We start from the raw sequence: 21856 nt of genomic DNA, 5'->3' as shown, positions 1-21856 counted from the left end.
CTCCTTAACTAAAATAAGCAGACCGCTCTGCTTATTTACGACTATTCACTAATTCACTAATTTCAGTAGAAAATTTACCCATAATCACTGTAATTTTTCCCGTAGATTGAATAATACCACTTGCTCCTAAAGCTTTTAATTCATCTATCTTTACAAGATCATCATCATTTAAGAAAAATGTCATCTTACTTCCATTGGCCACACTTTCTTTAATATTATCTATTCCCCCTAATGAAGCAATTAAATCATCAATAGAAATAGGTAATTCTCTATTTTCAATTCCTTTAGGTGTTTTATTTTTTAACACCTTTGAAAAAATAAACCAGCCAATAAGTAAAATGGCAATAACAATAGCTATATAAATAAAATACGCTTGCATATACAATCCTCCATAAAAAAATCTTTATTTATCATATATTTATAGTATACTATATCTTGAATTTAAAAACTAGAAAATAAGGAGGAACAACATGAAAAATAACAACGAGTCACTGATATGCTGGCCCCTCATTATCATTATAGCAATCTTATCAACTATTAGTTGTATTGCTGTAAAATGTGCCGCTCCTTATGTTACGACGATACCTAATCCCGGCAGTTTATGGTTAAAACAAGTTCTTTATTATGGTTTAGGAGCTATCATTATTTTTTGTATATTAAAATTTAAAAATGATCGTTTATATTCATCAATGTGGATTATTTATGGTATTTTGATGGTGTTTTTAATAGGATTGGTTATTGAAAGATTTTCTGTTTACCACTTTGGTGCTTCCATTGTTCCTTTTGCACATGAAACCAATGGTGCAACATCTTGGTATAATTTTCCAGGCTTTTCATTCCAACCATCAGAATTCATGAAAATTGCCTTAATTATTTGTATGTCACAAATTATATCTGATCATAACAGCACTTATACAGTTCATGACTTTGAAAGTGATATGCGCCTTATTGGTAAAGTTTTAGCTGTTGCATTACCACCAATGATCTTAGTTTATCTCCAAAATGATGCTGGTGTTACATTAATTATGCTTGCTTCTATTATTTTTATTCTCTTTGTCGCAGGTATTAATCATAAATGGTATGCCATAGGTGCAGGTGCTTTAATTATAGGTATTACTATTTTAGTTTACTTATTTATTTATCAACATGATATTTTTACTCATATCTTTACCGGGCATAAATTAGATCGTATTTATGGTTGGCTAGATCCTGAAGGAACTTATCAAGATCAAGGCTACCAGTTATATAATGCTATGATGGCTTATGGTACAGCTGGTTGGTTTGGTCATGGTTTTAAATCAATTATTATTTCTTTACAAGAACCTCAAACTGACTTTATTTTTGCAGTCATTACCTTAGGTTTTGGATTTGTTGGCGGCATTGTTACTTTAGTTGCTATCTTAGCACTTGATGTCATTATTTTAAGAATTGGTTTACAGACTAAAAATAATAAGGATCGTTACTTCATTGCCGGTGTATTTGGTTGCTTAATATTTCAACAATTTTGGAATATTGGTATGCTTCTAGGATTACTACCGATTACCGGTATTACTCTTCCATTTATTTCTTATGGAGGATCATCATTACTTTCTTATATGATTGCTATGGGAATTTGTTTTGATATTTACCGTCAATCAAGAATTGAAAATAGAAAAAATAGATATTACTAGGAATTCAATAAAACGAATTCCTTTTTTATTAAAAAAGACGATTACTCGTCTTTTTGATTGTTTTTAAAGCATATCTATTCCTTACTTAATCTTTACAATCATATTTATCCTCTTTTTTAAATTCTAAAAATTCTTTCGTATAAGGATGAACAAAAGAGAGTTCGACACTATCCAAATAAAACAATGTGTTTTCTTTAGCACCATAAAGCTGATCTCCAGCTAAAGGATAACCAATACTACTTAAATGAACCCTAATTTGATGAGTTCTTCCTGTATCTAAGATACATTCAACAAGTGTTTTATCCTCAATATTTTTTAATACACGATAATATGTTCTTGCTTCTTTACCATCTTTAGAAATAATTCTTTTAATCGAATCATGAGCTTTAGCGATAGGACTATCAATGATACCTTCACCTTTTAATGTACCTTCTACTAAACAGTGATAAACTCTTTTTACCTGTTTAATATCTTGACTTAATAAATAATGTGATCGACTATCTTTAGCAATCAACATTAAACCTTGCGTTTCTTTATCTAATCTATTAACAAGATGTACCGTAGCTAAAATATGATGATCATTGAAATATTTAATTAAGCCGTTGGCTAACGTGTGATGAGGATATCTTTTTGTAGGAATACAAGGAATGTTTGCCTGTTTATCAATGACTAAATAGTATTCATCTTCATAAACAATCTTTAAAGGAATATCATCCGGTTCAATACAAGATAGTTCTAAAGGAAAGATGATGTTTAAGACATCATCTTTTTGTAATAAATAACGTACTGTCACATGTTGACCATTAACTAGAAAATCACCATGATTTTTAATTCTTTTAATCATTGCTTTAGAAATATCAAGCGTCTTTAAATAATCTTTTAATATTATTTTTTCTTGAATAATTCTTCTCATGAATGAATATAAGCCCTTCTTACTCTTTTAATAAATGACATTTCTTTATACTCAATGAATTTCATAGCTCTCTTTGATAAATGAACTTCTATACTTTCCACATCTTGAAATGAATACTGCAAATGATCAATTCCTAACCATAAATCTTTAAAATCACCTTTTAATTTAATAGTTTGTCGATCATCTAAAATCAAACTCGATCCTAAACTACGATAAGCATTATGATGAATTCCTGCTACTTCTGTTAACTGCATTAAAGGAATACCTGGATAAATCAAAGCACCACCTAAAGACTTATTATAAGCTGTTGATCCTGAAGGAGTAGAAACGCATAAACCATTTCCTCTAAATACCTCTAATAAAACATCATTAATATAAACTGAAATCACTTGAGTTGAAAAACCATGATCCAAACGCATTTCATTTAATGCATAAAGTGTTTTGGTTTCATCCTTTAAGTGCACCTTCACTTCTAACAGATGTCTTGGCATACAATGATATTCATTCTTTTTAATATCATGAATTAACTCGTCAACTTCATCTCTTTGATAATCTGTAAAAAAGCCTAGCGTTCCCGTATGTATGCCAACATAATAACAATCAACATCCATATATTGATGAACAGCCTCTAATATTGTTCCATCCCCACCAACAGAAATCACTAAATCTGGTTTTTGATTATCATATATAAGTTCATCTTTTAATCCATGATGAATATCTTCTGCCAATTTCTTAGAAAGATCATCATTTCTTACCACTAATGTGTATTTCATCTTCGCTTCCTGCCTGTCTTATATTATAATATCATTATATATCACGAAAAATATTTATAAAAGAGGGAAATATGGAACAACTAGAAATTGAATTTAAAATCTTACTCACTAAAGAAATGTATCAAAAAATAAAAAATGATTTTAAAAATCAAATAAAAGAAACTTACAGTCAAACAAATTATTATTTAATGCATCCTATATTAGACCAACTGCAATATTCTTTACGTATTAGAAAAAAAAAGAATAGTTATGAACTAACATTAAAAAGACCATCCTCATCCGGTCTTAAAGAAATGAACATTCAAATTGATGAAACAATAAAAAATAAAATATTTCATCATCAACCTGTAGATAATGAAATATTTACTATTCTAAAGGATTTAAATATTGCCTATCAAGATTTGAACTGTCAGCATTATTTAAAAACAATACGCAGTGATATTGAATTAAAAGAAGGTATCCTTTCTCTAGATGACAATGAATATAATGGTGTCAAAGATTATGAAATGGAATTAGAGGTATTAAATAAAGAAGAAGGATACCAAAAATGGTTATCTATTTTAAAACATTATCACTTATCATATAAAAAGAATTGCGATAGTAAAATTAAAAGAATGAAAATGACGCTTAAATAAGCGCCATTTTTTTAATTATCCATTTCTGTAATTTTCCATTTATCATCAATCTTTGATAAAGTTAATTTTGATTTAAATGAAGTTGATTTAACATCTTTTAATTGATTTTTCAAAACATCAAACATATCTTTAGAAACATCATCAAATAATTTAACAGTCATTTCTTTTTGACTTGTCATTCCAGCAAATTCACTCATATGTTCATTGATATAATTTTGAACTAAAGTTTCCACTTCGCTTGAGTCAAAGTTTATTCCATTATAATCTTTTGCTTTCCCTGATACAACTACTGTAGCTTTATCATCTTTAACAGTGATTTTCCCAATTTTTATATTTTCAAATAATGAGCTAAAAACGTCTTCTTTGAATTTATTTGCTTCTTTAATAAATGTTTCCCCATAAGTTTCAGTGTCAGTAAATTGTTCAAATTGTTGATCTAACGCAGTTAATCCTAACTGTTTACTAACAGAAGCAGAACATAGTTTTTGTACTTTATCAGTATCTCCTTTTTGTAATGCAGTAAAGAAACTATTGACTTGTTTTTTTACCGTTGCTGATTCATCATCCTTTGATGAACATCCAATCATGGCTACTGAAAGTACCAGCACCAACATGAACTTCCATAATTTTTTCATCTTTTTTCCCTCCAAATATATTTCGACTTTTTTAAAGTAAAGCCCCTACTATTTTGAATTTATTTTAAATAAAGTAAATCCAAATACTATATTCATTATAGCATATAAATGACATATTTTGTTTAAATATTAAACAAAATATAAAAAGTCAAACTAATTGTTTGACTTCATTTTATCTTTTAAATATGCTTCTTTAAAACTTACAAAACCTTTTTCTTTTTTAAATTGTGGACAATTTTCAACATGATCACATTCTGCTAATTGTCTTAATTCACGAGGAATAAATACACGAATTTCTTCTGCATTATATCCAACCTGAAATCTCTTTTCATCAATCATAATAGGTCTTTTTAAAATTGAAGGATTCTCTTGAATAAATTCAATTAAATCATTAACTGACATTGATTCAATGTCTACCTTGTTTTCTTTAATAATTTTACTACGTTTAGAGATAATATCATCGGTTCCATTTTCACTACGTTCTAACAGTTCTTTTAATTCTTCTTTACGAAGTAAAGTTGAAAAAATGTTTTTTTCAACATAAGGAATCTGATGATCTTTTAACCATGCTTTTACCTTTCGACATGATGCACAACTTGGTGCTGTATATATGCGAATCATCCTATCATCTCCTTTATGACAATTATACATGATTTTTACTTATTTTCTATCTTTATTTTTATTATTATATATAATAGCTCATATTGACAAAAGAATTTCTCTATGATACTTTTAATAAGTAAATAAACTTGTGATTGGGAGATAAAACAAGGAAAGCCCTCAAAGAGAGTCTAGGATGGTGAAATCTAGATAGTAAGCAACTTGGCAAATGGACCCATGAAGGCAAAGGGGAAAGGCAACGAGTATCTTTTGACGTAAGCCCACGTTACAAGGCAAAAATGTGATAGCATTCAAAAGGTGGTATAACAGACAACATCTGTCCTTTTTAGGATAGATGTTTTTTTATTAAAGGAGGAAATAATATGAAAAGAATGTTAAGTGGTATTAAACCAACCGGAAGAGTGACTCTAGGAAATTATATTGGAGCCATTAAACCATTTGTAAGTTATCAAGATGAATATGAAATGATTGTATTTGTCGCTAACTTACATAGTATGACAGTTTATCAAGAACCTAAAGATTTAAGAAAAAACACAAAGGATTTAATTGCACTCTATTTGGCAGCAGGTCTTGATCCTCAAAAAGTAACTTTATTTTTACAATCTGATGTGTTAGAACATGCCCAACTAGGTTGGTATCTAGGATGTATGGTTTCTATGGGTGAATTATCAAGAATGACTCAATATAAAGATAAAGCAAGTAAAATAGGTAAAAATGAATCAATTGGTGCAGGAATATTTAATTATCCTTCATTGATGAATGCTGATATTTTAATGTATGATCCTGATTATGTACCTGTTGGTGAAGACCAAAAACAACATTGTGAACTTGCACGTGATATTGCTGAAAGATTTAATAATCGTTATAGTGAAACATTCAAATTACCTGAACCTATTGTTCCTAAAGTTGGTGGTCGTATTATGGATTTACAAGACCCTACTAAAAAAATGTCTAAATCTGATGAAACAGGTAAAGGATGTATTTATATTTTAGATGATATTAATGTATCTAAAAAGAAAATCATGTCTGCGGTAACTGATAGTGATAATAAGATTATTTATGACGTTAAAAATAAACCAGGTATTTCTAATTTACTTACTATTTATTCTATTTTAAGTGAAAAATCAATTCCTGAATTAGAAAAACAATATGAAAATAGTGGTTATGGAACATTCAAAAAAGATTTAGCTGAAGTTGTTGGTCAAGAACTACAAAAAATTCATGATCGTTATCAAGAAATTATTCAAGGTGATTATATTGATACTGTATTAAACGAAGGAGCCCAAACAGCTCGTAGAATTGCTCGTAAGAAATTAGCTAAAGTAGAAAGAAAAATGGGTATTACAATAAAGAAATAAGCAAAGCTTATTTCTTTTTATATTGTGGTTTAAGTAATTCATGATAAAGATATTCATGAATAAATGAATAACCGTGTTCTATTTTCTTTTTTAAAATAAAATACATCTTCATATTCTCTTTTTCTTTAATATATAGTGAACGAACAAGATGAATAAAGTCACTCAACTGATGAATATAAAGTTCATCTAATCTTTGATCAATAAATTGCTTTTTTATTCTTTCATCACGAGTTAAACCATATTCCTTCATTTCCCCTTCATCATACATAAAATAGGTGATGACTGTATGTGGTAAACTTGCAATCTCTTCATTGATGCGTTTTCGATCTTCAATATTTAAAACACTGCGATAACATAATTTTCCTTTTTCATCCGTTTCTACTACAATCGTATAAAAACCATTACCTAAAGCAAATACTTTATTATATAAATGATGATCTAATACTTGCAGACAACCATATATAAAATCATGTAAAGTTTCATCATCAACATGATACATTGTTAAAGAAGTAATAAATTCTATATCGTCACCCGGATACCACTCATATGGTTCTAGTAATTCTTCATCTTCTTTAACCCAATTTACGATAATCCTCTCCATAATCTCCTCCTAATATATATATATATGTTTTTAACCATTAAAAATGTTTTAGTATATTTTTATATTTATTTAATATATAATGAGTGTCGAGGTGAAATTATGAAACTATTAAAAGATATTATTGTGTACGCTATTTTAGGTGCCATTCAAGGTTTTTCTGAACCTATTCCTATTTCTAGTAGCGGACATTTAGTTTTATTCCAAAGTCTTTTTTCTAAAATGGGGTTAATGGTTCCCCAAATGAATGATGTGACTTTTGAAGTTATTGTTAATACCGGATCACTCATTGCGATTATGTATTATTATCGTCAAGATATCATTCGTTTAATCAAATCATTCTTTAGTTATATTGCTAAACCTGAAGAAAGACAAACTTTATTACCTGATTTTCGTTTTTGTATGTTACTTATTGTAGCTACCATTCCAGCTGCTATTGGTGGAGCATTGTTTAATGATAAAATTGAAAGTGCCTTTTCTAACGCTAAATTCGTAGGTTGTATGCTTTTAATTACTGCTATCTTCTTAATGCTTATTCATAAATTTGGTTATAAAGGAAGAAGAACAACAAAGAATTTAAATTTATGGGATGCCCTTAGAATGGGAATTTTCCAATTATTTGCTTTACTTCCTGGGATCTCTCGTAGTGGTTCTACTTTAACTGGAGGAATGCTTGGTGGTTTAGATCAAAAAGCAGCCAGAGATTTTTCATTCTTTATGTTTATGCCTGTGAGTTTTGGGGCTATTATTTTAAAATTAAAACACTTTTTAACAAGTTCAACTGTTGCTGCTTTATGGCTTCCTTATTTAATTAGTTTTATTGTCAGTGGAGTTGTAACTTACTTGGCATTACATTTATTATTTAGCATCTTAAATAAAAAGAAACTAAATTATTTTTCATATTATTGTTTAGTTGTTGGTATTATCGCCATTCTATTTTTATAAAAAAAGAGCTTATGCTCTTTTTATTTTACTGCGATAACTTCTACTTCTAATAAAGCTCCTTTAGGAAGTTTTGCTACTTCTACTGCAGATCTTGCAGGATAAGGTTCTCCAAAATACTCTGCATAAATTCCATTTACAGTAACAAAGTCATCCATATTATCTAAAAATACTGTTGTTTTAACAACATCTTTAAAAGATAATCCTTGGCTTTCTAATAATCCTTTAACATTTTTTAATGCTTGATGTGCTTGTGCTTCAATACCTTCTGGCATTTTCCCTGTTTCTGGAACTAATGGAATTTGTCCTGAAAAATAGTAAGTGTTACCTACATGAATTCCTTGACTATATGGTCCAATAGCACCAGGAGCTTGATTTGTTTTAACAACTTCTTTCATGTTCTTCCTCCTTATGCTTGTTATTATAACAAACAACGCCTATAATGTTAAGGAATAATCTATACATAAAAAGGGGAACAACAATGAATTATCAATACTCAAAAAGATTTAATCAATTCACACCTAGCATGATTCGTCAAGTTCTTGTTGATGCTGCAGGACCTGATATGATCAACTTTTCGCCAGGATTTCCTGATCGTGAATCATTTGCGGTTGAAGAAATCCAAAAATTATCACAAGAGGTCTTAAATGATTCTATTTATGAAATCTTACAATATGCACCTAAACCTGCTTATACTGGTTTACAAAAAGCTATTAAAACTTTCTTTAATTCTTTAGAACCTGTCGTTAAGGAAAGTGACGATATTATGATTACTTCTGGTTCCGGGGAAGGACTAGAAATGGCTGCTAAAGTCTTCTTAGATGAAGGTGATTACATGGTTGTTGAAGATCCTAGTTTTATTGGTGCATTAAATGGTTTTAAAAGTAATAATGCAAAATTAATTGGTGTACCAATGGATGATGAAGGATTAGATTTAGAATTATTAGAACAAGCTTTTCAAAGAAAGCCACAACCTAAACTTCTTTATACTATTCCAACATTTCAAAATCCTACTTGTCTTACGACAACACTAGAAAGAAGAAAAGCAATTTATGAATTATGTAAAAAATATCATGTTTTAATTCTTGAAGATAATCCTTATGGAACTTTACGTTTTAAAGGAACATCTGTTCCAGGTTATAAATCATTTGATGATGCAAGAATTGTAATTTATCTTGCTAGTTTATCAAAAATCATCTCTCCAGGTATTCGTCTAGGTGCTATAGTGGCTGATAAAGATATTACTGATCACTTTGCTATTATGAAAGGTGCGAGTGGTGGTGCTGCTACAAACTGGTCACAATATGTCATTACACGTTTTTTAAATACCGTTGATATGAAACAACATATTAAAAGAGTGAGTGAAATTTATCAAAGAAAAAGTACACTTATGGTAGAAACAATGAAAAAAACCTTTCATCCTGATGTTCAATTTAAAGCACCTGATGGGGGGATGTTTGTATGGTTTACTTTACCAGACAAAATCAAACCTGAATCGTTCTTGCAAGCGGCTGTTGCTAAGCATATTGCGATTGTTCCAGGGTATTGTTTTGCTACTAACTACCCTAGTCAAGGATTTAGATTATCCTTCACGAGTGAATCTCCTGAACAAATTGTAAAAGGAATTACAATGCTTGGTGAATTAACTTATGAACTGATGAACCAATAGAATTGAGGACTTAAAAATATCTTTCTTGGTATTTTTAAGTCTTTTTTTGTATAATTTATTTATAAGGATGTGATGTTATGAAATATGGTTTAGTTTTATCTGGCGGTGGCGCTAAAGGTGCTTACGAAGCTGGATGTATAAAAGCTTTAAAAGAATTAGGATATGAGTTTGATATTGTCACAGGGACTTCTATTGGTGCTTTAAATGGTCTATTAGTGGCACAACATGACTATGATAAACTCTATCATTTATGGGATACATTATCTTTAGATCAAGTATTAACTGATCCTATTCAATTTGATTTTTCAATTGAATCTATGTTACAACAATCAAACTTAATGATGTCCTTTTTTAAATCTTATATTAATAAAAAAGGAGCTGATATTACTCCTTTAAAGAATTTAATTCATTCACTTTATGATGGTAAAAAAGCAAAAAATTCATCTACAAAATATGGTTTGGTTACTGTTACGTTCCCTCAATTAAAACCTATTGAAATAACAGTCGATCAAATGAATGATACAAATATCGTTGAGTATGCTATTGCTTCTGCATCATGTTTCCCTGCTTTTCCTATTCATGAAATTGATCAACAAGGATACATTGACGGTGGTTACTTTGACAATCTTCCAATCTCTCTAGCCTTAGATATGGGAGCTAAATCAATTATCGCTATTGAACTTAATCAAGAAGCTACTCATGAGTATTTACTTCATCGTCCTGGTATTAAAGTCATCAGACCAAGTTTACCACTAGGTGGTTTCTTAGATTTTGATCGTACTTTATTGGATTTTAGAATCTGTCTCGGTTATTATGATACCCTTAAAGCATTTAACAAACTAAAGGGATATCGCTATACATTTAAAAATGAAAAAGTACCTCAGAATATATGTCAAACCTTTTATCACAAAGTTTTAAATTACGAAAATCAACTGAATCATACTATTTTAAACCGTGCTATTGGTAATGACAGTATTCCCCTTACTCAACTACTCAAAGCAGATACTTATCTTGATCAAATTCAGTTGGATGATTATTTTATTTTAGGATTAGAGATTACTATGGATTACTTATCTTACCAACATGATACGATTTATGAATTTGATAATGTTATTCAAGAAGTCAAAAAACATTTTAAAATTAATGAAGATGATCGTCTTTTATTTAAACAATTAGGACAAAATTTAAAAGATCTTACCAGCAAACAAAGTCTAAGTTATTTTTTATCTAATCCTGATAATTTACCTAATATCATTCCTAGTTTATTTACTAAAGAATTTCTCATCGCTTTATTCGTTCAAAGTCTTTATTGACAAAAACCTTGGAGTTTGTTAGGATAACTCCAGGAGGTGTTTAGTTTGAACTTCAAAGTAAAAGAAATATGTTATTGTGCTTTAATGGTTTGTTTATTAGCACTTTTATCACAAATTAAAATTGATTTACCGGGTTATGTCCCTATTACCTTACAAACTTTAGCTGTCTATCTACTTTCATTAGTATTGACTCCTCAAGAAGCATTTTTTACTTGTTTTGTTTATTTACTAATGGGTGCCATTGGATTACCTGTATTTGCTGGATTTCATGGGGGTATCGCTTCTTTAGTAGGTTATACTGGTGGTTATTTATTTGCCTTTCCAATCATGGCTATGCTTATAAGTTATTTATCAAGAAAATATTCATCCTATATAGCCTGTTTTATTGGATCTTTAGTTTGTTATATAATCGGAACCGCATGGTTTATGTTACTTACAAAAATGGCATTAGGACCCTCTTTAATGATGTGTGTTATTCCATTTATTCCCGGTGATTTTGTTAAAATACTTATTTCAGTTATGATTTACAATAAAATAAAAGACAGAATATCTTTAACATCTGCCTTTTAAAGAACCTTACTGAGGTTCTTTTATTATACTGATTTCATGAATATGACTCCACTTTTCATAAAATAAATCATCATGAGTAATCATGCTATGTACAAATACTTGATAAACAAAGTAAACTAATGTAAAAATACAAACAAATATGATGAGCCATATCAATAAATGACTATGATTTAATTGACTCATTTCATATTGTAAAATTTGGGGAATACCAGCAATCACAAACCAAAGTGAGCCATAACGAATCATTAGATTCGTTATTCTAGGAACTTCATTTTGTTCATCTCTCAATGCAATTTTCACTATCTTTTTGCCCAATGTTTGACCATTGCATAACGCTGGAATAACACAAAAATAAATGAACACAAAGATAACCAATCTTACATTTTTATCTATTTGCTTAAATAAGCATATTATGATCATATCAAATAAATACATCACAAAAAGATCAATCACAAAACCTACTAATCTTCTAATAAATGAAACTTTTGTCCCTTTAATATATGATTTTTCAATAAGCTTATCTTTACTCGGTAAAAAACAAGTCAATAATGGTGTAATCCAATACCCTACCATTGCTCCAAAGGTATTTACAATGATATCATCTACATCAAATAAACGATAAGGATATTGATAAACCCCACATATCCCTGTTAATTGTAATAATTCAAATGATAAAGACATCAAAAATCCTAAAATAAAAACACTGAACCAGCTTTTTTTAAAATAATATCTCAAATATACCCCTAAAGGTAAAGTAAGGAGAATATTGAAAAAAGCTTGGTAAACATAAGGATTTTTAACAAAATCAACAATAGAATGAAAATGACAAGCTAAAATCATATCTACAAAATGAAAAGGAACAAGTTGCATTGTCGTTGCAAGTCTAGGAATATCTTCTTTTGGTAAAGGAAGTAAAACCATAAAATATGCACATAATAAATACAATATAAATGAGTAGACAACCACAATTCTTGTAAGCAACATAGCCCCATATTTACGATATTGACTGATAATATAAGGAATTGTAAAAATAATCGCTAAGATAGGAAAAATCATCAATCCTGCTTTAATTGGATAAATATAAACTGACATAATACACCTCACTAAAAGCATTATATACTTTTTTCTTTTATTAGAATAGTGAATTTTGTTATAATGATTGCGGTGATAAAATGAAAGATTTTAAAAAAATGTTGCTGACCTTATTATGTAGTTATCTTATTATTGGTCTATGTTGGATAAGTAAAGATATCATTATTCATGAAAATAACAAAGATGGCTTACCAGTTTTAGGTTATCATGGTGTAGTCAGTGATCAAGAGAAACAAAACCACTACCAAAATAATCCTTATTTTTTAAGTCAAAGTCAATTTGACCAACAAATGAAATATTTAGCACAAAATAACTATCAATGTCTTACGATGCAAGATGTTGAAGATTATTACCGAGGAAATAAAAAAATTGCAAAAAAGGCTGTATGTTTAACCTTTGATGATGGTTATCTTAACTTTAACACAGTCGTTAAACCAATCATAAAAAAATACAATCTACATGCCACATGTTTTGTTATTGGCTATAAAGTAAAACATAATAAAGCCGGTTATCTACATCAAGCTGATATAAAGAATGATCAATATGTTTCCTACTATTCACATTCATATAATCTTCATCATTTTGCTAGAATTCATCACTTAAAAAAAATAGAAACTTTATCTACAGAAGAAATAAAAAAAGACTTCGATACTAATATAGTTAGTAATCAGTATTTTGCTTTTCCCTATGGAGTAAGTAGCCAAAATGCACAAAGCTATTTAAAGAACAGCTCTACCCATCTTGCCTTTAGCTATAATCAAAATAGAAATATGACTAGAGCCGATCAACAATACTTATTGCCTCGTTATTTGATGTTTGATAAAACGCCTTTTTTCTATTACAAATGGATAATTGAATAAAACTAAATAAAGGTATCAAATAAAAATGATACCTTTTTCTTATTATCTTAATTTCTTTTTCTTAATAAACAAAACAATCAAAATAACAAATATATTATATAACGAGGCAATCGCTACTGGTCTTACTAAATGATAGTTACAATTTAGCATTAATATGTATTGTAATACATGCATGACTATAAAAAAGATAAGAAAATATACATCGTCATTTTTTGTCAGTTGCTTGTCATAAAAGAAATAAATAGCCACAAATACCTATGTCATTATTCCATAAGTAATGGGATATACTATATTAAAGACATTATCAAAATGAGCACACTTACTTGCAATTTCAGATGAATAAAAATATGTAAATCGATAACCATTATATTTTAATAGACCATAGCCACACAATTCAATAATCAAAAATAAGGAACAATAAAGCCTCTTTACTCGTTTCGTTTTTAACTCCCCCATTATAACTTTTTAGTAACTCATATGGTTCTGTGTAGAAAACGCCTTCTCTATAAAAAGTATATTATCTTTTCACTATTTATTCGTTCTTTTATCATAAAATACATAATTATCAACACCAATAGCAAGTTTCATTTAACATAATAAAAAGACCTATAAGTTGTTTTAGCAAACTTATAGGTCCTTTTATTATTTAATAACTCTTACATTAATAATTCCTTTAGCTGCTTCAATACGTTCAATAATATCTTGACGTACATCATCATTCGTATCAATTAAAGTATAGGCATAATCCCCTTTAGAACGATTAACCATATTTTCAATATTTAAAGAATGATCAGCAAATAACTTAGAAATTAAAGCTAAGATATTAGGTACATTACGATTTGTAATACATAATCTTACTTTTGATTCACGAGGTTGATTAACTGCTGGGAAGTTAACTGAATTAGTAATGTTTCCATTTTCTAAGAAATCCTTTAATTCTTTAACTGCCATTTTAGCACAGTTATCTTCACTTTCAGGTGTTGATGCACCTAAGTGTGGTAAAACAACAATATGTTCTTTACCAATATATTCTACTTGAGCAAAATCAGTAATATATCTTTCTACTTTTCCCTCATCAATGGCTGCAAGTAAATCATCACTATTAACTAAATCCCCTCTAGCAAAGTTTAGTAGTCTTACACCATCTTTCATTAAAGCAAAAGCGTCTTTATTAATCATACCTTTAGTATCTTTATTACTTGGAACATGAATTGTAATATAGTCACATTCTTTGTAAATATCTTCTACATTTTTAGCTTGATGAACATGTTTTGATAAAGCCCAAGCTGCATTAACTCCAATAAATGGATCATAACCATAAACATCCATTCCTAATTTAACAGCTGCATTAGCGACATTAACACCTATTGCCCCTAATCCAATAATCCCTAATTTCTTTCCTTCAATTTCAGGACCAACAAATTGAGATTTTCCTTTTTCTGCTGTTTTAGCGACATTTTCATCATCTTTTAAAGTATCAACCCAACGAATACTTTCAACAATTTTTCTTGATGATAAAAACAATGCACATAATACTAATTCTTTTACAGCATTCGCATTTGCTCCCGGTGTATTAAAAACAACGATCCCTTTTTCACTACATTTTTCTACAGGAATATTATTAACGCCTGCTCCTGCTCTGGCAATAGCTTTTAATGATGCCGGAAAATCATATTCATGCAAAGATGCACTTCTAAGTAAAATAGCATCTTCTTGATTTTCATCTTCCCCATAATGATATTGATCATCTAATTGCTTTAAACCAACATCAGCAATCTTATTCATTAATTTTACTTTATACATATTGTTCCCCTTATTTATTTTTTGCTTCAAAATCTTTCATAAAAGCAATTAATTTTTTAACACCATCTAATGGCATAGCGTTGTAAATTGATGCACGAATTCCCCCTACAGAACGATGACCTTTTAAGTTAGTCATCCCTGCTTCAATACTTTCTTTTACAAACAATGCATCTAAGTCTTTATTAGGTGTAGTAAATGTGACATTCATTAAAGAACGATTTTCTTTATCACTATGAGTAATATAGAAATCACTACTATCTAAGTAATCATATAATAATTGTGCTTTTTCTTGATTACGTTTTTGCATAACCTCTAATCCCCCTAGGTTATCAATCCACTCAAGCACTAATCCTAATACATAAATCGCATAAGCTGGTGGTGTATTATACATAGAATCTTTATCAATCATTAATTGATAGTCTAATAATACTGGTGTTGTATCAGATACTTTTTGAAGTAATTCTTCTTTGATAATAGCGACACCTAATCCAGCAATCCCCATATTTTTTTGTGCTCCAGCATAAATCATACCAAATTTTGATACATCTACTGATTTAGATAAGATATTTGATGACATATCAGCTACGATAGGTACTCCATTGGTTTCAGGAACATATTTCCATTCTGTTCCATAAATTGTATTGTTTGCACATAAATGTACATAAGATGCATCTTTTGATAAATCTAATTCATCTTGTGTAGGAATATGTTTAAAATCATTGCTACTTCCATCATATGCAATGTGAATGTCCCCGTATTTTTTTGCTTCTGCAGCTGCTTTTTTAGAAAACGCTCCAGTAATAATGTAATCAGCTTTCCCATTTTTTAATAAATTCAATGGTACCATTGAAAACTGTTGTGTTGCTCCCCCTTGAATAAAGACAATTTGATAATCATCTGGTATATTCATTACTTTCTTTAATAATCCTTTAGTCTTATTAAAAATATCTAAATAGGAAGAGGATCTATGACTCATCTCCATTACACTCATACCACTGCCTTCGTAGTTTAACATTTGCTTAGCAGCTTTTTCTAATACTTCTACTGGTAACATAGATGGTCCAGCAGAAAAGTTGTAAACTCTTTTTTCGGTCATATATTGAACCTTCCTTTCTATTTTATTTCCACCATTATATTGTATACAATCTTCTTTGTCTAGTAATATCATAAAAATTGTATACAATTATAAATTCCTATCATCGTGATAAATTTACTACTATACATTTTATGCTCTCATATTTGTATTTAGACGTAAAAAAAATCGCTAAAAAATTAGCGATAACAAGCATCATAGACATCTTTTATACAAGTTCCCACGTCGCTTGGCTTATGAGCATCACTGGCTGTAATGATATCAACACCATACTCTCTAAAAATTTGTAATAATTCTTTAGATAAACCTTTATCTGGATGATGATAACGATAATAACATCCTGTATTACATTCCCCTTTTACATGATGTTCAACTAATAACTGTGCTAGTTTTTGATATGTTGGTGTTAAATCATATGTTGGATAATAACCAAACATCTTAATCGTATCTGGATGTGCTAACTGTGTAAACAAATCACTTTCTACTAAATCAAAAATCAGTTCATAATATCTTTGATAAATCTTATTGGTATCATATTTATCCCATAAGATTTCTTTAGACCATGACATATCGTATAATAACCCATCAATTGAATGAATAGCCCCCACTAAAAAATCAAAATGATAAGGTTCTAATATCTTTTTTATTTCTTCTTTGTATTCTGGTACATAGCAAACTTCTAAGCCAAATAAGACTTCTATTGGTAAATCACATGATTTAACTTCTTTTATTAATTTAACATAATCATCCAAAGTATCTTTAAACTTCATCTCTTTATTTGCTAACCACTGTTCTTGCTTGTCACAAGCGTCTTTCACTCCTTGATATGTCCCCTCGAATTCTTTAAAACGATGAGTATGATCTAATATTTGAATACGATCAAACCCCTGTTTATATGCTGCATTTACAAATTCCATTACATAATCTTTAGTAAGTGGTCCATTTTCTAAATGCATATGTCCATCTATAAGCATTCTTTTTCCCCCCCCTTTAATTTTTAATCATTATAAGCATTTTAAATCTAAAAAACAAATTATATGATTATTTGTCTTTAAATGTTTTTAAATAAACAATGATCATCAATACCAAGGATATAGCTAAATAGATAAAAGATAATACATGTAGAAATGATGTATCAATCGTTACTTTTTGTCCTAGTAAATGGGTTGATAAGTAATATGAATTGTTTTGAATCATATTGATTAAAATGATATCTAAAATAAAACTGATAAAATAACTGATTCCTTGAAGAAAAATAAAGAAAGAAGATGAACTATTTTCTAATAATAAAAAACTTAAAATCAAATAACCGGAAATTAAAATGACTTTAAATAATAGTGAATGAAGGACTCGATAAATCCTAATCATTAATTTGCCTTTACTTGAAATTCTATTTTTTAATACTTTTATTTTTTGTTTAAACAGTTGCTCAAAATTAATATTTTTCTTTAAGTTTTTTTTTAATGATATCACCTGTTTAGATGTTAATGTCTTATTTAAACGTTTTTCGACTATATCAACGATATCATTATAAAATTCATCAACATGATTTTGATTGATTGTGATATTTTGATTATTTAAAATATAATCAATTGAACTATCAAAATAATCACTATTAAGTTTGTAGAGTGATGCACTTCTTTTAATATCACTTTGCATATTTAATAATTGTTGATTATTTAGATGTTGAAAATCATCAAAAATAATATCACCGATCCTATTTGAAATATTAGGACTGATATTATAATCTGAAATCGTTTTAACACAAATTCTTTTTATTGATAAACTTACTGAAAAAAAACTTAATACTATCGTTATTCCCACAATAAGTCCTATTATTTTCTTTTTCATAAAATCACCTTATTTATATTATAAAACAATTGTATCTTAAACATGCAAAAAAAGTAAGCGAAATTCTTCACTTACTTTGTTAGATATCTCATTAATAAATTCATTGTCGCTAAAACTGCCTTTTGATGCGTTCTTTCATAACCATGACTAGCAAACACGCCAGCACCAATCAATGCCCCTTTAATATCATTTCCCCCACGCAATGCTGCAGAAACATCACTACCATACATTGGATAAATATCAACAGCATAATCAATATCATACTTCTTAGCTAAATCAATTAAACCATTTACCATATGATAATCATAAGGTCCTGAAGAATCTTTAGCACAAATAGAAACTTGATATTCACTACATTGTAAGTCATCACCAATGCATCCCATGTCAATGGCTAGTAGTTCTTGAATATCTTGAGGAATAGCACTCATACCATGACCTACTTCTTCATATGTAGAAATCAATACTTTTAAATGATGACTTGGTTTGATATCCTTCTCTTTTAAATATTTTAAAACCGTAAAAATAATTGCCACACTCAATTTATCATCTAAAAATCGAGATTTTATAAATCCTGACTCTGTTATGACAGTTTTAGAATCAAAACAAATATAATCTCCATTATTAATCCCTAATTTTAAAACATCTTCTTTATTATGAACAATTTCATCTAAAATAACTTCCATTGTTTCTTCTTGTCTTACTTCTTGACTTGCTTGTTTATAAACATGTTTAGAAGGATGATTAGAGAAAAAAGTACCTGTATAGACTTTGCCATCACGGCTATGAATACGACATAATTCACTATCTATTGATGCCAAAACCGGACTGCCAATAGGCGTAAACGCTAAATGCCCATTGTCTTTAATTGAACGAACCATCGCTCCCAAAGTATCAACATGTGCACATATACCAACAGTTCTTTCATCCAAACCAGGTACCTCAATCATCATATTCCCTTTTTGATTACGTGAAAAAGGATAACCCAGTTCTAAGGCATACTCTTCTATTTTTTTTGCGATATTGTCACTGAATCCACTAGGACTATCAATACTCATCATTTCCTTTAATATCTTTTTAAAATAATCTAAATCAAACATCTTTCTTTCCTCCTAAAAAACATTCTTCTTCATGATCATTAATAATACCTATGGCTTGTAAAAAAGAATAAATCGTTACTGTTCCTACAAAAGACATTCCTTTTTTCTTTAAATCCTTAGAGATTGTATCAGATAAATCATTATGTGTTAAATGATGATCTGTTGGATAAACGATTTCATGATTGGTAAAATGCCATATATATTCACTAAAGCTGCCCCAAGATTGTTGAATATCAATAAATTTTTGAGCATTACAAATAGCTGCTTTTATTTTTCTTTGATTTCTAATAATAAGGGGATTATTCATTAACTCTATAATTTTATTTTCTTGATAGTTTGCGATTTTATTTACATCAAACTGATCAAATGCCTCTTTAAAAGCCTCTCTTTTCTTTAATATCGTAATCCAAGAAAGCCCTGCCTGAAATGTTTCTAATAAAAACATTTCATATAATTTTTTATCATCATATACAGGTTGACCCCATTCATAATCATGATAATCTTTATAAATTTGGCTTGATTCATCTACCCAATGACATCTTTTCATCTTTTTCTCCTATATTAACATATTATAAATCATAATCATCAGTGGCATTGTTACTACACATAAAATCACACTCATAGCATTAATCACACTGGCTCCTCCAGGATTATTGTCATAAATTTGAGCAAACTGTGTCACTGTTGAAGCACTTGGCGCACTGGCAGCTAGAAGTGAAATCAAAAGTATGGATGTTCCATTTGGAGCGATATGATCAATTCCTGAATAAACAAATATGAATAATATAACCAATGGTAAAACAATTAATCTAAAAAAACAAATAAAATAAACTCTTTTTTTACGAAAAACAGCTTTTAAATCCATCTTTGCTAGTAACATTCCAATAACAAACATGGATAATGGTCCCATTAAATTAGACATACTATTCATGGCACTTGTAACCGGAACAGGTAAACTAACTTGTATAAAAAATAAAATAATACCAATTAAAATAGATAAAATATTAATATTAAATAATATTTTCTTTAAATCAAAAGACTTATCTTTACTAATCATAAATTTACAATGAGTCCAAAGTAAAATTGTTTGTACAATCATATACCCACTAGCATAAAATACCATTTCTTGTCCTAAAACAATTTGAACTAAAGGTAAAATTAAATTACCACAATTAGAATAAATAATAGATGCTTTTTCTATTGTATTGAAATGAAAAAACTTTCCTAATATATAGGTAAGCATAATATAAATAATATGGACAATGATTGCTGCAACAATAGCTAATATAAAACCTTTCATCTTTTCTGGTGTACATTTAATTAAAAAAGAATTAATAATCGCACATGGTGCTGCTACGTAAAGAACAATAGCTGATAACATTTTACTATCATCGATGCGACAAATCTTCTTTTTAATCAATATAAACCCTACTAAGATCATAATAAACATTGCCATAATTTGCTTAGTCAACGATATACTTAATTCCATAACTTTCACCCAGTAAACTATTATAATCCTTATCATTTTAAAAAGTTTATTTTTTCTAATTATGAAATGTAATCTATCCTTTTCATCAGTATAATAAAGTGCTATTATAATAGGGTATGGTCCATTGGTGAAGCGGTTAACACACTAGGTTCTCATCCTAGCATTCAGGGGTTCGAACCCCCTATGGACTACCATATAAAAATAAAAAGCCATTTAGGCTTTTTTATTTTTTAATCCTAAAATGGCTTGTTCAATTCTTCTTAACGATTCTTGAAGACCTAGAATAGAAACCAGTTCAACAGCACCTCCAGGTGTTACTTCTTTAAAAGATAAAGCTACTCTTAAAGGGTACATAATTTGTCCATTTTTAACATGCTTTTCTTTAGCTAAAGCAACAAATTGTTGATATAAATTATCTATACTGGTATCTTTACAATGCTTCAATAATTCTTGTAACCAAAGTAAGGCTTCTAATGATTGTTCTTCATTGGTTTTCATTTTTTTATTAATAAACATACAAGCATTAAATGGTAAAGGATCTTGAATAAAGTCAATCATACCCTCAATTTCATCTAAATAAGAAACACGTTGTTGTAATAATTTACTTAAAGCCAGTAAATCTACAGCACGAGTAATCTTTTGATAATGTGACAAAGCTAATTGATGAAACTGTTCTAAACTCAGATTTCGTATATAAATCCCATTCATCCATTTTAATTTATTAATATCAAATAATGCTGGTGCTTTAGAAATTCTTTTTATATCAAATTGTTCAACTAATTCATCTAAAGTAAAAATTTCTTTTTCTTCTTTAGGAGACCAACCAAGTAAAGCAATATAATTTAAAATTGCTTCATTTAAGAATCCTTTATTA

The 21856-nt window shown here is 29.0% G+C and carries 24 protein-coding genes and 1 tRNA gene; 9 read left to right on the top strand and 16 right to left on the bottom strand.

What is annotated here, in order from left to right; genetic code table 11:
- Positions 1–31 precede the first annotated feature (31 nt).
- Positions 32–379, bottom strand: coding sequence for a hypothetical protein (locus DWZ53_RS06530; RefSeq protein ID WP_118432891.1), 348 nt, complete (start codon positions 377–379; stop codon positions 32–34).
- A 91-nt stretch (positions 380–470) separates the two neighbouring features.
- On the opposite strand from DWZ53_RS06530, the gene DWZ53_RS06525 reads away from it, so the two are divergent.
- On the top strand, positions 471–1670 hold the full coding sequence (locus DWZ53_RS06525; RefSeq protein ID WP_118432890.1) for an FtsW/RodA/SpoVE family cell cycle protein: 1200 nt from the start codon (positions 471–473) through the stop codon (positions 1668–1670).
- An 85-nt stretch (positions 1671–1755) separates the two neighbouring features.
- On the opposite strand, the gene DWZ53_RS06520 is transcribed toward DWZ53_RS06525, so the two are convergent.
- Both DWZ53_RS06520 and DWZ53_RS06515 read right to left on the bottom strand, forming a co-directional pair.
- Complete coding sequence (locus DWZ53_RS06520; RefSeq protein WP_118432889.1) at positions 1756–2583, bottom strand: RluA family pseudouridine synthase; 828 nt, start codon at positions 2581–2583, stop codon at positions 1756–1758.
- Positions 2580–3356: an NAD kinase gene (locus DWZ53_RS06515; RefSeq protein ID WP_118432888.1), complete on the bottom strand. Its 777-nt coding sequence runs from the start codon at positions 3354–3356 to the stop codon at positions 2580–2582. Before DWZ53_RS06515 ends, DWZ53_RS06520 begins: the two co-directional genes overlap by 4 nt.
- 71 nt (positions 3357–3427) lie before the next feature.
- Here DWZ53_RS06515 and DWZ53_RS06510 point away from each other — a divergent pair, with 71 nt between their 5' ends.
- The gene (locus DWZ53_RS06510) at positions 3428–3991 is read left to right on the top strand and encodes a CYTH domain-containing protein (protein ID WP_118432887.1); all 564 of its coding nucleotides are present in this window, start codon (positions 3428–3430) and stop codon (positions 3989–3991) included.
- Positions 3992–4002: 11 nt separating this feature from the next.
- Here the strand turns inward: DWZ53_RS06510 and DWZ53_RS06505 are convergent, their stop codons facing one another.
- Positions 4003–4626, bottom strand: coding sequence for a hypothetical protein (locus tag DWZ53_RS06505; RefSeq protein WP_118432886.1), 624 nt, complete (start codon positions 4624–4626; stop codon positions 4003–4005).
- Positions 4627–4779: 153 nt separating this feature from the next.
- Entirely contained in the window at positions 4780–5247 is a 468-nt protein-coding gene (gene spx, locus DWZ53_RS06500; RefSeq protein WP_118432885.1) for a transcriptional regulator Spx, read from the bottom strand.
- 362 nt (positions 5248–5609) lie between these two features.
- Between spx and trpS the strand changes: the two genes are divergently transcribed.
- Positions 5610–6605, top strand: a complete 996-nt coding sequence (gene trpS, locus DWZ53_RS06495) for a tryptophan--tRNA ligase (RefSeq protein WP_118432884.1) — start codon at positions 5610–5612, stop codon at positions 6603–6605.
- Positions 6606–6612: 7 nt separating this feature from the next.
- Here trpS and DWZ53_RS06490 read toward each other — a convergent pair whose 3' ends face one another.
- Positions 6613–7206: a hypothetical protein gene (locus DWZ53_RS06490; RefSeq protein ID WP_118432883.1), complete on the bottom strand. Its 594-nt coding sequence runs from the start codon at positions 7204–7206 to the stop codon at positions 6613–6615.
- Positions 7207–7305: 99 nt separating this feature from the next.
- Between DWZ53_RS06490 and DWZ53_RS06485 the strand changes: the two genes are divergently transcribed.
- Positions 7306–8148 carry an undecaprenyl-diphosphate phosphatase gene (locus tag DWZ53_RS06485; protein WP_118432882.1) on the top strand — a complete coding sequence of 281 codons (843 nt, stop codon included), beginning with the start codon at positions 7306–7308 and terminating at the stop codon, positions 8146–8148.
- 20 nt (positions 8149–8168) lie between these two features.
- On the opposite strand, the gene DWZ53_RS06480 is transcribed toward DWZ53_RS06485, so the two are convergent.
- Positions 8169–8543: a RidA family protein gene (locus DWZ53_RS06480; protein WP_118432881.1), complete on the bottom strand. Its 375-nt coding sequence runs from the start codon at positions 8541–8543 to the stop codon at positions 8169–8171.
- A gap of 83 nt (positions 8544–8626) precedes the next feature.
- Here DWZ53_RS06480 and DWZ53_RS06475 point away from each other — a divergent pair, with 83 nt between their 5' ends.
- The 3 genes from DWZ53_RS06475 (at position 8627) to DWZ53_RS06465 (ending at position 11697) form a co-directional block, all read left to right on the top strand.
- Positions 8627–9814, top strand: a complete 1188-nt coding sequence (locus DWZ53_RS06475; RefSeq protein WP_118432880.1) for a PLP-dependent aminotransferase family protein — start codon at positions 8627–8629, stop codon at positions 9812–9814.
- A gap of 77 nt (positions 9815–9891) precedes the next feature.
- Positions 9892–11127 (top strand): patatin-like phospholipase family protein, encoded by a 1236-nt coding sequence (locus DWZ53_RS06470; protein ID WP_118432879.1) that lies wholly within the window; start codon positions 9892–9894, stop codon positions 11125–11127.
- Between the two features lie 45 nt (positions 11128–11172).
- Positions 11173–11697, top strand: a complete 525-nt coding sequence (locus DWZ53_RS06465; protein WP_118432878.1) for a biotin transporter BioY — start codon at positions 11173–11175, stop codon at positions 11695–11697.
- Between the two features lie 6 nt (positions 11698–11703).
- Here DWZ53_RS06465 and DWZ53_RS06460 read toward each other — a convergent pair whose 3' ends face one another.
- Positions 11704–12789 carry a VanZ family protein gene (locus tag DWZ53_RS06460; RefSeq protein ID WP_158568205.1) on the bottom strand — a complete coding sequence of 362 codons (1086 nt, stop codon included), beginning with the start codon at positions 12787–12789 and terminating at the stop codon, positions 11704–11706.
- Between the two features lie 80 nt (positions 12790–12869).
- Here DWZ53_RS06460 and DWZ53_RS06455 point away from each other — a divergent pair, with 80 nt between their 5' ends.
- Entirely contained in the window at positions 12870–13649 is a 780-nt protein-coding gene (locus DWZ53_RS06455) for a polysaccharide deacetylase family protein (protein ID WP_118432876.1), read from the top strand.
- A 642-nt stretch (positions 13650–14291) separates the two neighbouring features.
- Here DWZ53_RS06455 and DWZ53_RS06450 read toward each other — a convergent pair.
- From DWZ53_RS06450 to DWZ53_RS06420, 7 genes are all read right to left on the bottom strand, one after another.
- Positions 14292–15452 carry a phosphoglycerate dehydrogenase gene (locus DWZ53_RS06450; RefSeq protein WP_118432875.1) on the bottom strand — a complete coding sequence of 387 codons (1161 nt, stop codon included), beginning with the start codon at positions 15450–15452 and terminating at the stop codon, positions 14292–14294.
- Between the two features lie 10 nt (positions 15453–15462).
- Positions 15463–16548, bottom strand: coding sequence for a 3-phosphoserine/phosphohydroxythreonine transaminase (gene serC / locus DWZ53_RS06445; RefSeq protein ID WP_118432874.1), 1086 nt, complete (start codon positions 16546–16548; stop codon positions 15463–15465).
- A 176-nt stretch (positions 16549–16724) separates the two neighbouring features.
- Positions 16725–17519, bottom strand: a complete 795-nt coding sequence (locus tag DWZ53_RS06440) for a histidinol-phosphatase HisJ family protein (RefSeq protein WP_233541856.1) — start codon at positions 17517–17519, stop codon at positions 16725–16727.
- 67 nt (positions 17520–17586) lie between these two features.
- Positions 17587–18396 (bottom strand): hypothetical protein, encoded by an 810-nt coding sequence (locus DWZ53_RS06435; RefSeq protein WP_118432873.1) that lies wholly within the window; start codon positions 18394–18396, stop codon positions 17587–17589.
- A 71-nt stretch (positions 18397–18467) separates the two neighbouring features.
- The gene (locus DWZ53_RS06430) at positions 18468–19493 is read right to left on the bottom strand and encodes a M42 family metallopeptidase (protein WP_118432872.1); all 1026 of its coding nucleotides are present in this window, start codon (positions 19491–19493) and stop codon (positions 18468–18470) included.
- A complete protein-coding gene (locus DWZ53_RS06425; protein WP_118432871.1) occupies positions 19486–20040 on the bottom strand; it encodes a DNA-3-methyladenine glycosylase I in 555 nt (184 codons plus the stop codon). The genes DWZ53_RS06430 and DWZ53_RS06425 overlap by 8 nt, the downstream gene beginning before the upstream one ends.
- Positions 20041–20049: 9 nt before the next feature.
- The gene (locus DWZ53_RS06420) at positions 20050–20982 is read right to left on the bottom strand and encodes an AEC family transporter (protein ID WP_118432870.1); all 933 of its coding nucleotides are present in this window, start codon (positions 20980–20982) and stop codon (positions 20050–20052) included.
- Between the two features lie 118 nt (positions 20983–21100).
- On the opposite strand from DWZ53_RS06420, the gene DWZ53_RS06415 reads away from it, so the two are divergent.
- Positions 21101–21176, top strand: a tRNA-Glu gene (locus DWZ53_RS06415).
- A gap of 19 nt (positions 21177–21195) precedes the next feature.
- Here the strand turns inward: DWZ53_RS06415 and DWZ53_RS11325 are convergent.
- On the bottom strand, positions 21196–21856 hold a 661-nt coding region (locus DWZ53_RS11325; RefSeq protein WP_233541855.1), incomplete at its 5' end, for a glutamate--tRNA ligase family protein.

Source organism: Coprobacillus sp. AF33-1AC, assembly GCF_003475785.1.
Taxonomy (GTDB): domain Bacteria; phylum Bacillota_I; class Bacilli_A; order Erysipelotrichales; family Coprobacillaceae; genus Faecalibacillus.
This window is presented reverse-complemented; position numbering and strand designations above follow the sequence as displayed.

Coding starts and splice junctions, on each gene's coding strand:
- DWZ53_RS06435 (WP_118432873.1), bottom strand. CDS start 18,396: ATGAAAAAGAAAATAATAGGACTTATTGTGGGAATAACGATAGTATTA.
- DWZ53_RS06480 (WP_118432881.1), bottom strand. CDS start 8,543: ATGAAAGAAGTTGTTAAAACAAATCAAGCTCCTGGTGCTATTGGACCA.
- DWZ53_RS06460 (WP_158568205.1), bottom strand. CDS start 12,789: ATGTCAGTTTATATTTATCCAATTAAAGCAGGATTGATGATTTTTCCT.
- DWZ53_RS06420 (WP_118432870.1), bottom strand. CDS start 20,982: ATGGAATTAAGTATATCGTTGACTAAGCAAATTATGGCAATGTTTATT.
- DWZ53_RS06455 (WP_118432876.1), top strand. CDS start 12,870: ATGAAAGATTTTAAAAAAATGTTGCTGACCTTATTATGTAGTTATCTT.
- DWZ53_RS06525 (WP_118432890.1), top strand. CDS start 471: ATGAAAAATAACAACGAGTCACTGATATGCTGGCCCCTCATTATCATT.
- DWZ53_RS06470 (WP_118432879.1), top strand. CDS start 9,892: ATGAAATATGGTTTAGTTTTATCTGGCGGTGGCGCTAAAGGTGCTTAC.
- DWZ53_RS06505 (WP_118432886.1), bottom strand. CDS start 4,626: ATGAAAAAATTATGGAAGTTCATGTTGGTGCTGGTACTTTCAGTAGCC.
- DWZ53_RS06520 (WP_118432889.1), bottom strand. CDS start 2,583: ATGAGAAGAATTATTCAAGAAAAAATAATATTAAAAGATTATTTAAAG.
- spx (WP_118432885.1), bottom strand. CDS start 5,247: ATGATTCGCATATATACAGCACCAAGTTGTGCATCATGTCGAAAGGTA.
- DWZ53_RS06510 (WP_118432887.1), top strand. CDS start 3,428: ATGGAACAACTAGAAATTGAATTTAAAATCTTACTCACTAAAGAAATG.
- DWZ53_RS06450 (WP_118432875.1), bottom strand. CDS start 15,452: ATGTATAAAGTAAAATTAATGAATAAGATTGCTGATGTTGGTTTAAAG.
- DWZ53_RS06440 (WP_233541856.1), bottom strand. CDS start 17,519: ATGCTTATAGATGGACATATGCATTTAGAAAATGGACCACTTACTAAA.
- serC (WP_118432874.1), bottom strand. CDS start 16,548: ATGACCGAAAAAAGAGTTTACAACTTTTCTGCTGGACCATCTATGTTA.
- DWZ53_RS06430 (WP_118432872.1), bottom strand. CDS start 19,493: ATGTTTGATTTAGATTATTTTAAAAAGATATTAAAGGAAATGATGAGT.
- DWZ53_RS06485 (WP_118432882.1), top strand. CDS start 7,306: ATGAAACTATTAAAAGATATTATTGTGTACGCTATTTTAGGTGCCATT.
- DWZ53_RS06475 (WP_118432880.1), top strand. CDS start 8,627: ATGAATTATCAATACTCAAAAAGATTTAATCAATTCACACCTAGCATG.
- DWZ53_RS06515 (WP_118432888.1), bottom strand. CDS start 3,356: ATGAAATACACATTAGTGGTAAGAAATGATGATCTTTCTAAGAAATTG.
- trpS (WP_118432884.1), top strand. CDS start 5,610: ATGAAAAGAATGTTAAGTGGTATTAAACCAACCGGAAGAGTGACTCTA.
- DWZ53_RS06425 (WP_118432871.1), bottom strand. CDS start 20,040: ATGAAAAGATGTCATTGGGTAGATGAATCAAGCCAAATTTATAAAGAT.
- DWZ53_RS06530 (WP_118432891.1), bottom strand. CDS start 379: ATGCAAGCGTATTTTATTTATATAGCTATTGTTATTGCCATTTTACTT.
- DWZ53_RS06490 (WP_118432883.1), bottom strand. CDS start 7,206: ATGGAGAGGATTATCGTAAATTGGGTTAAAGAAGATGAAGAATTACTA.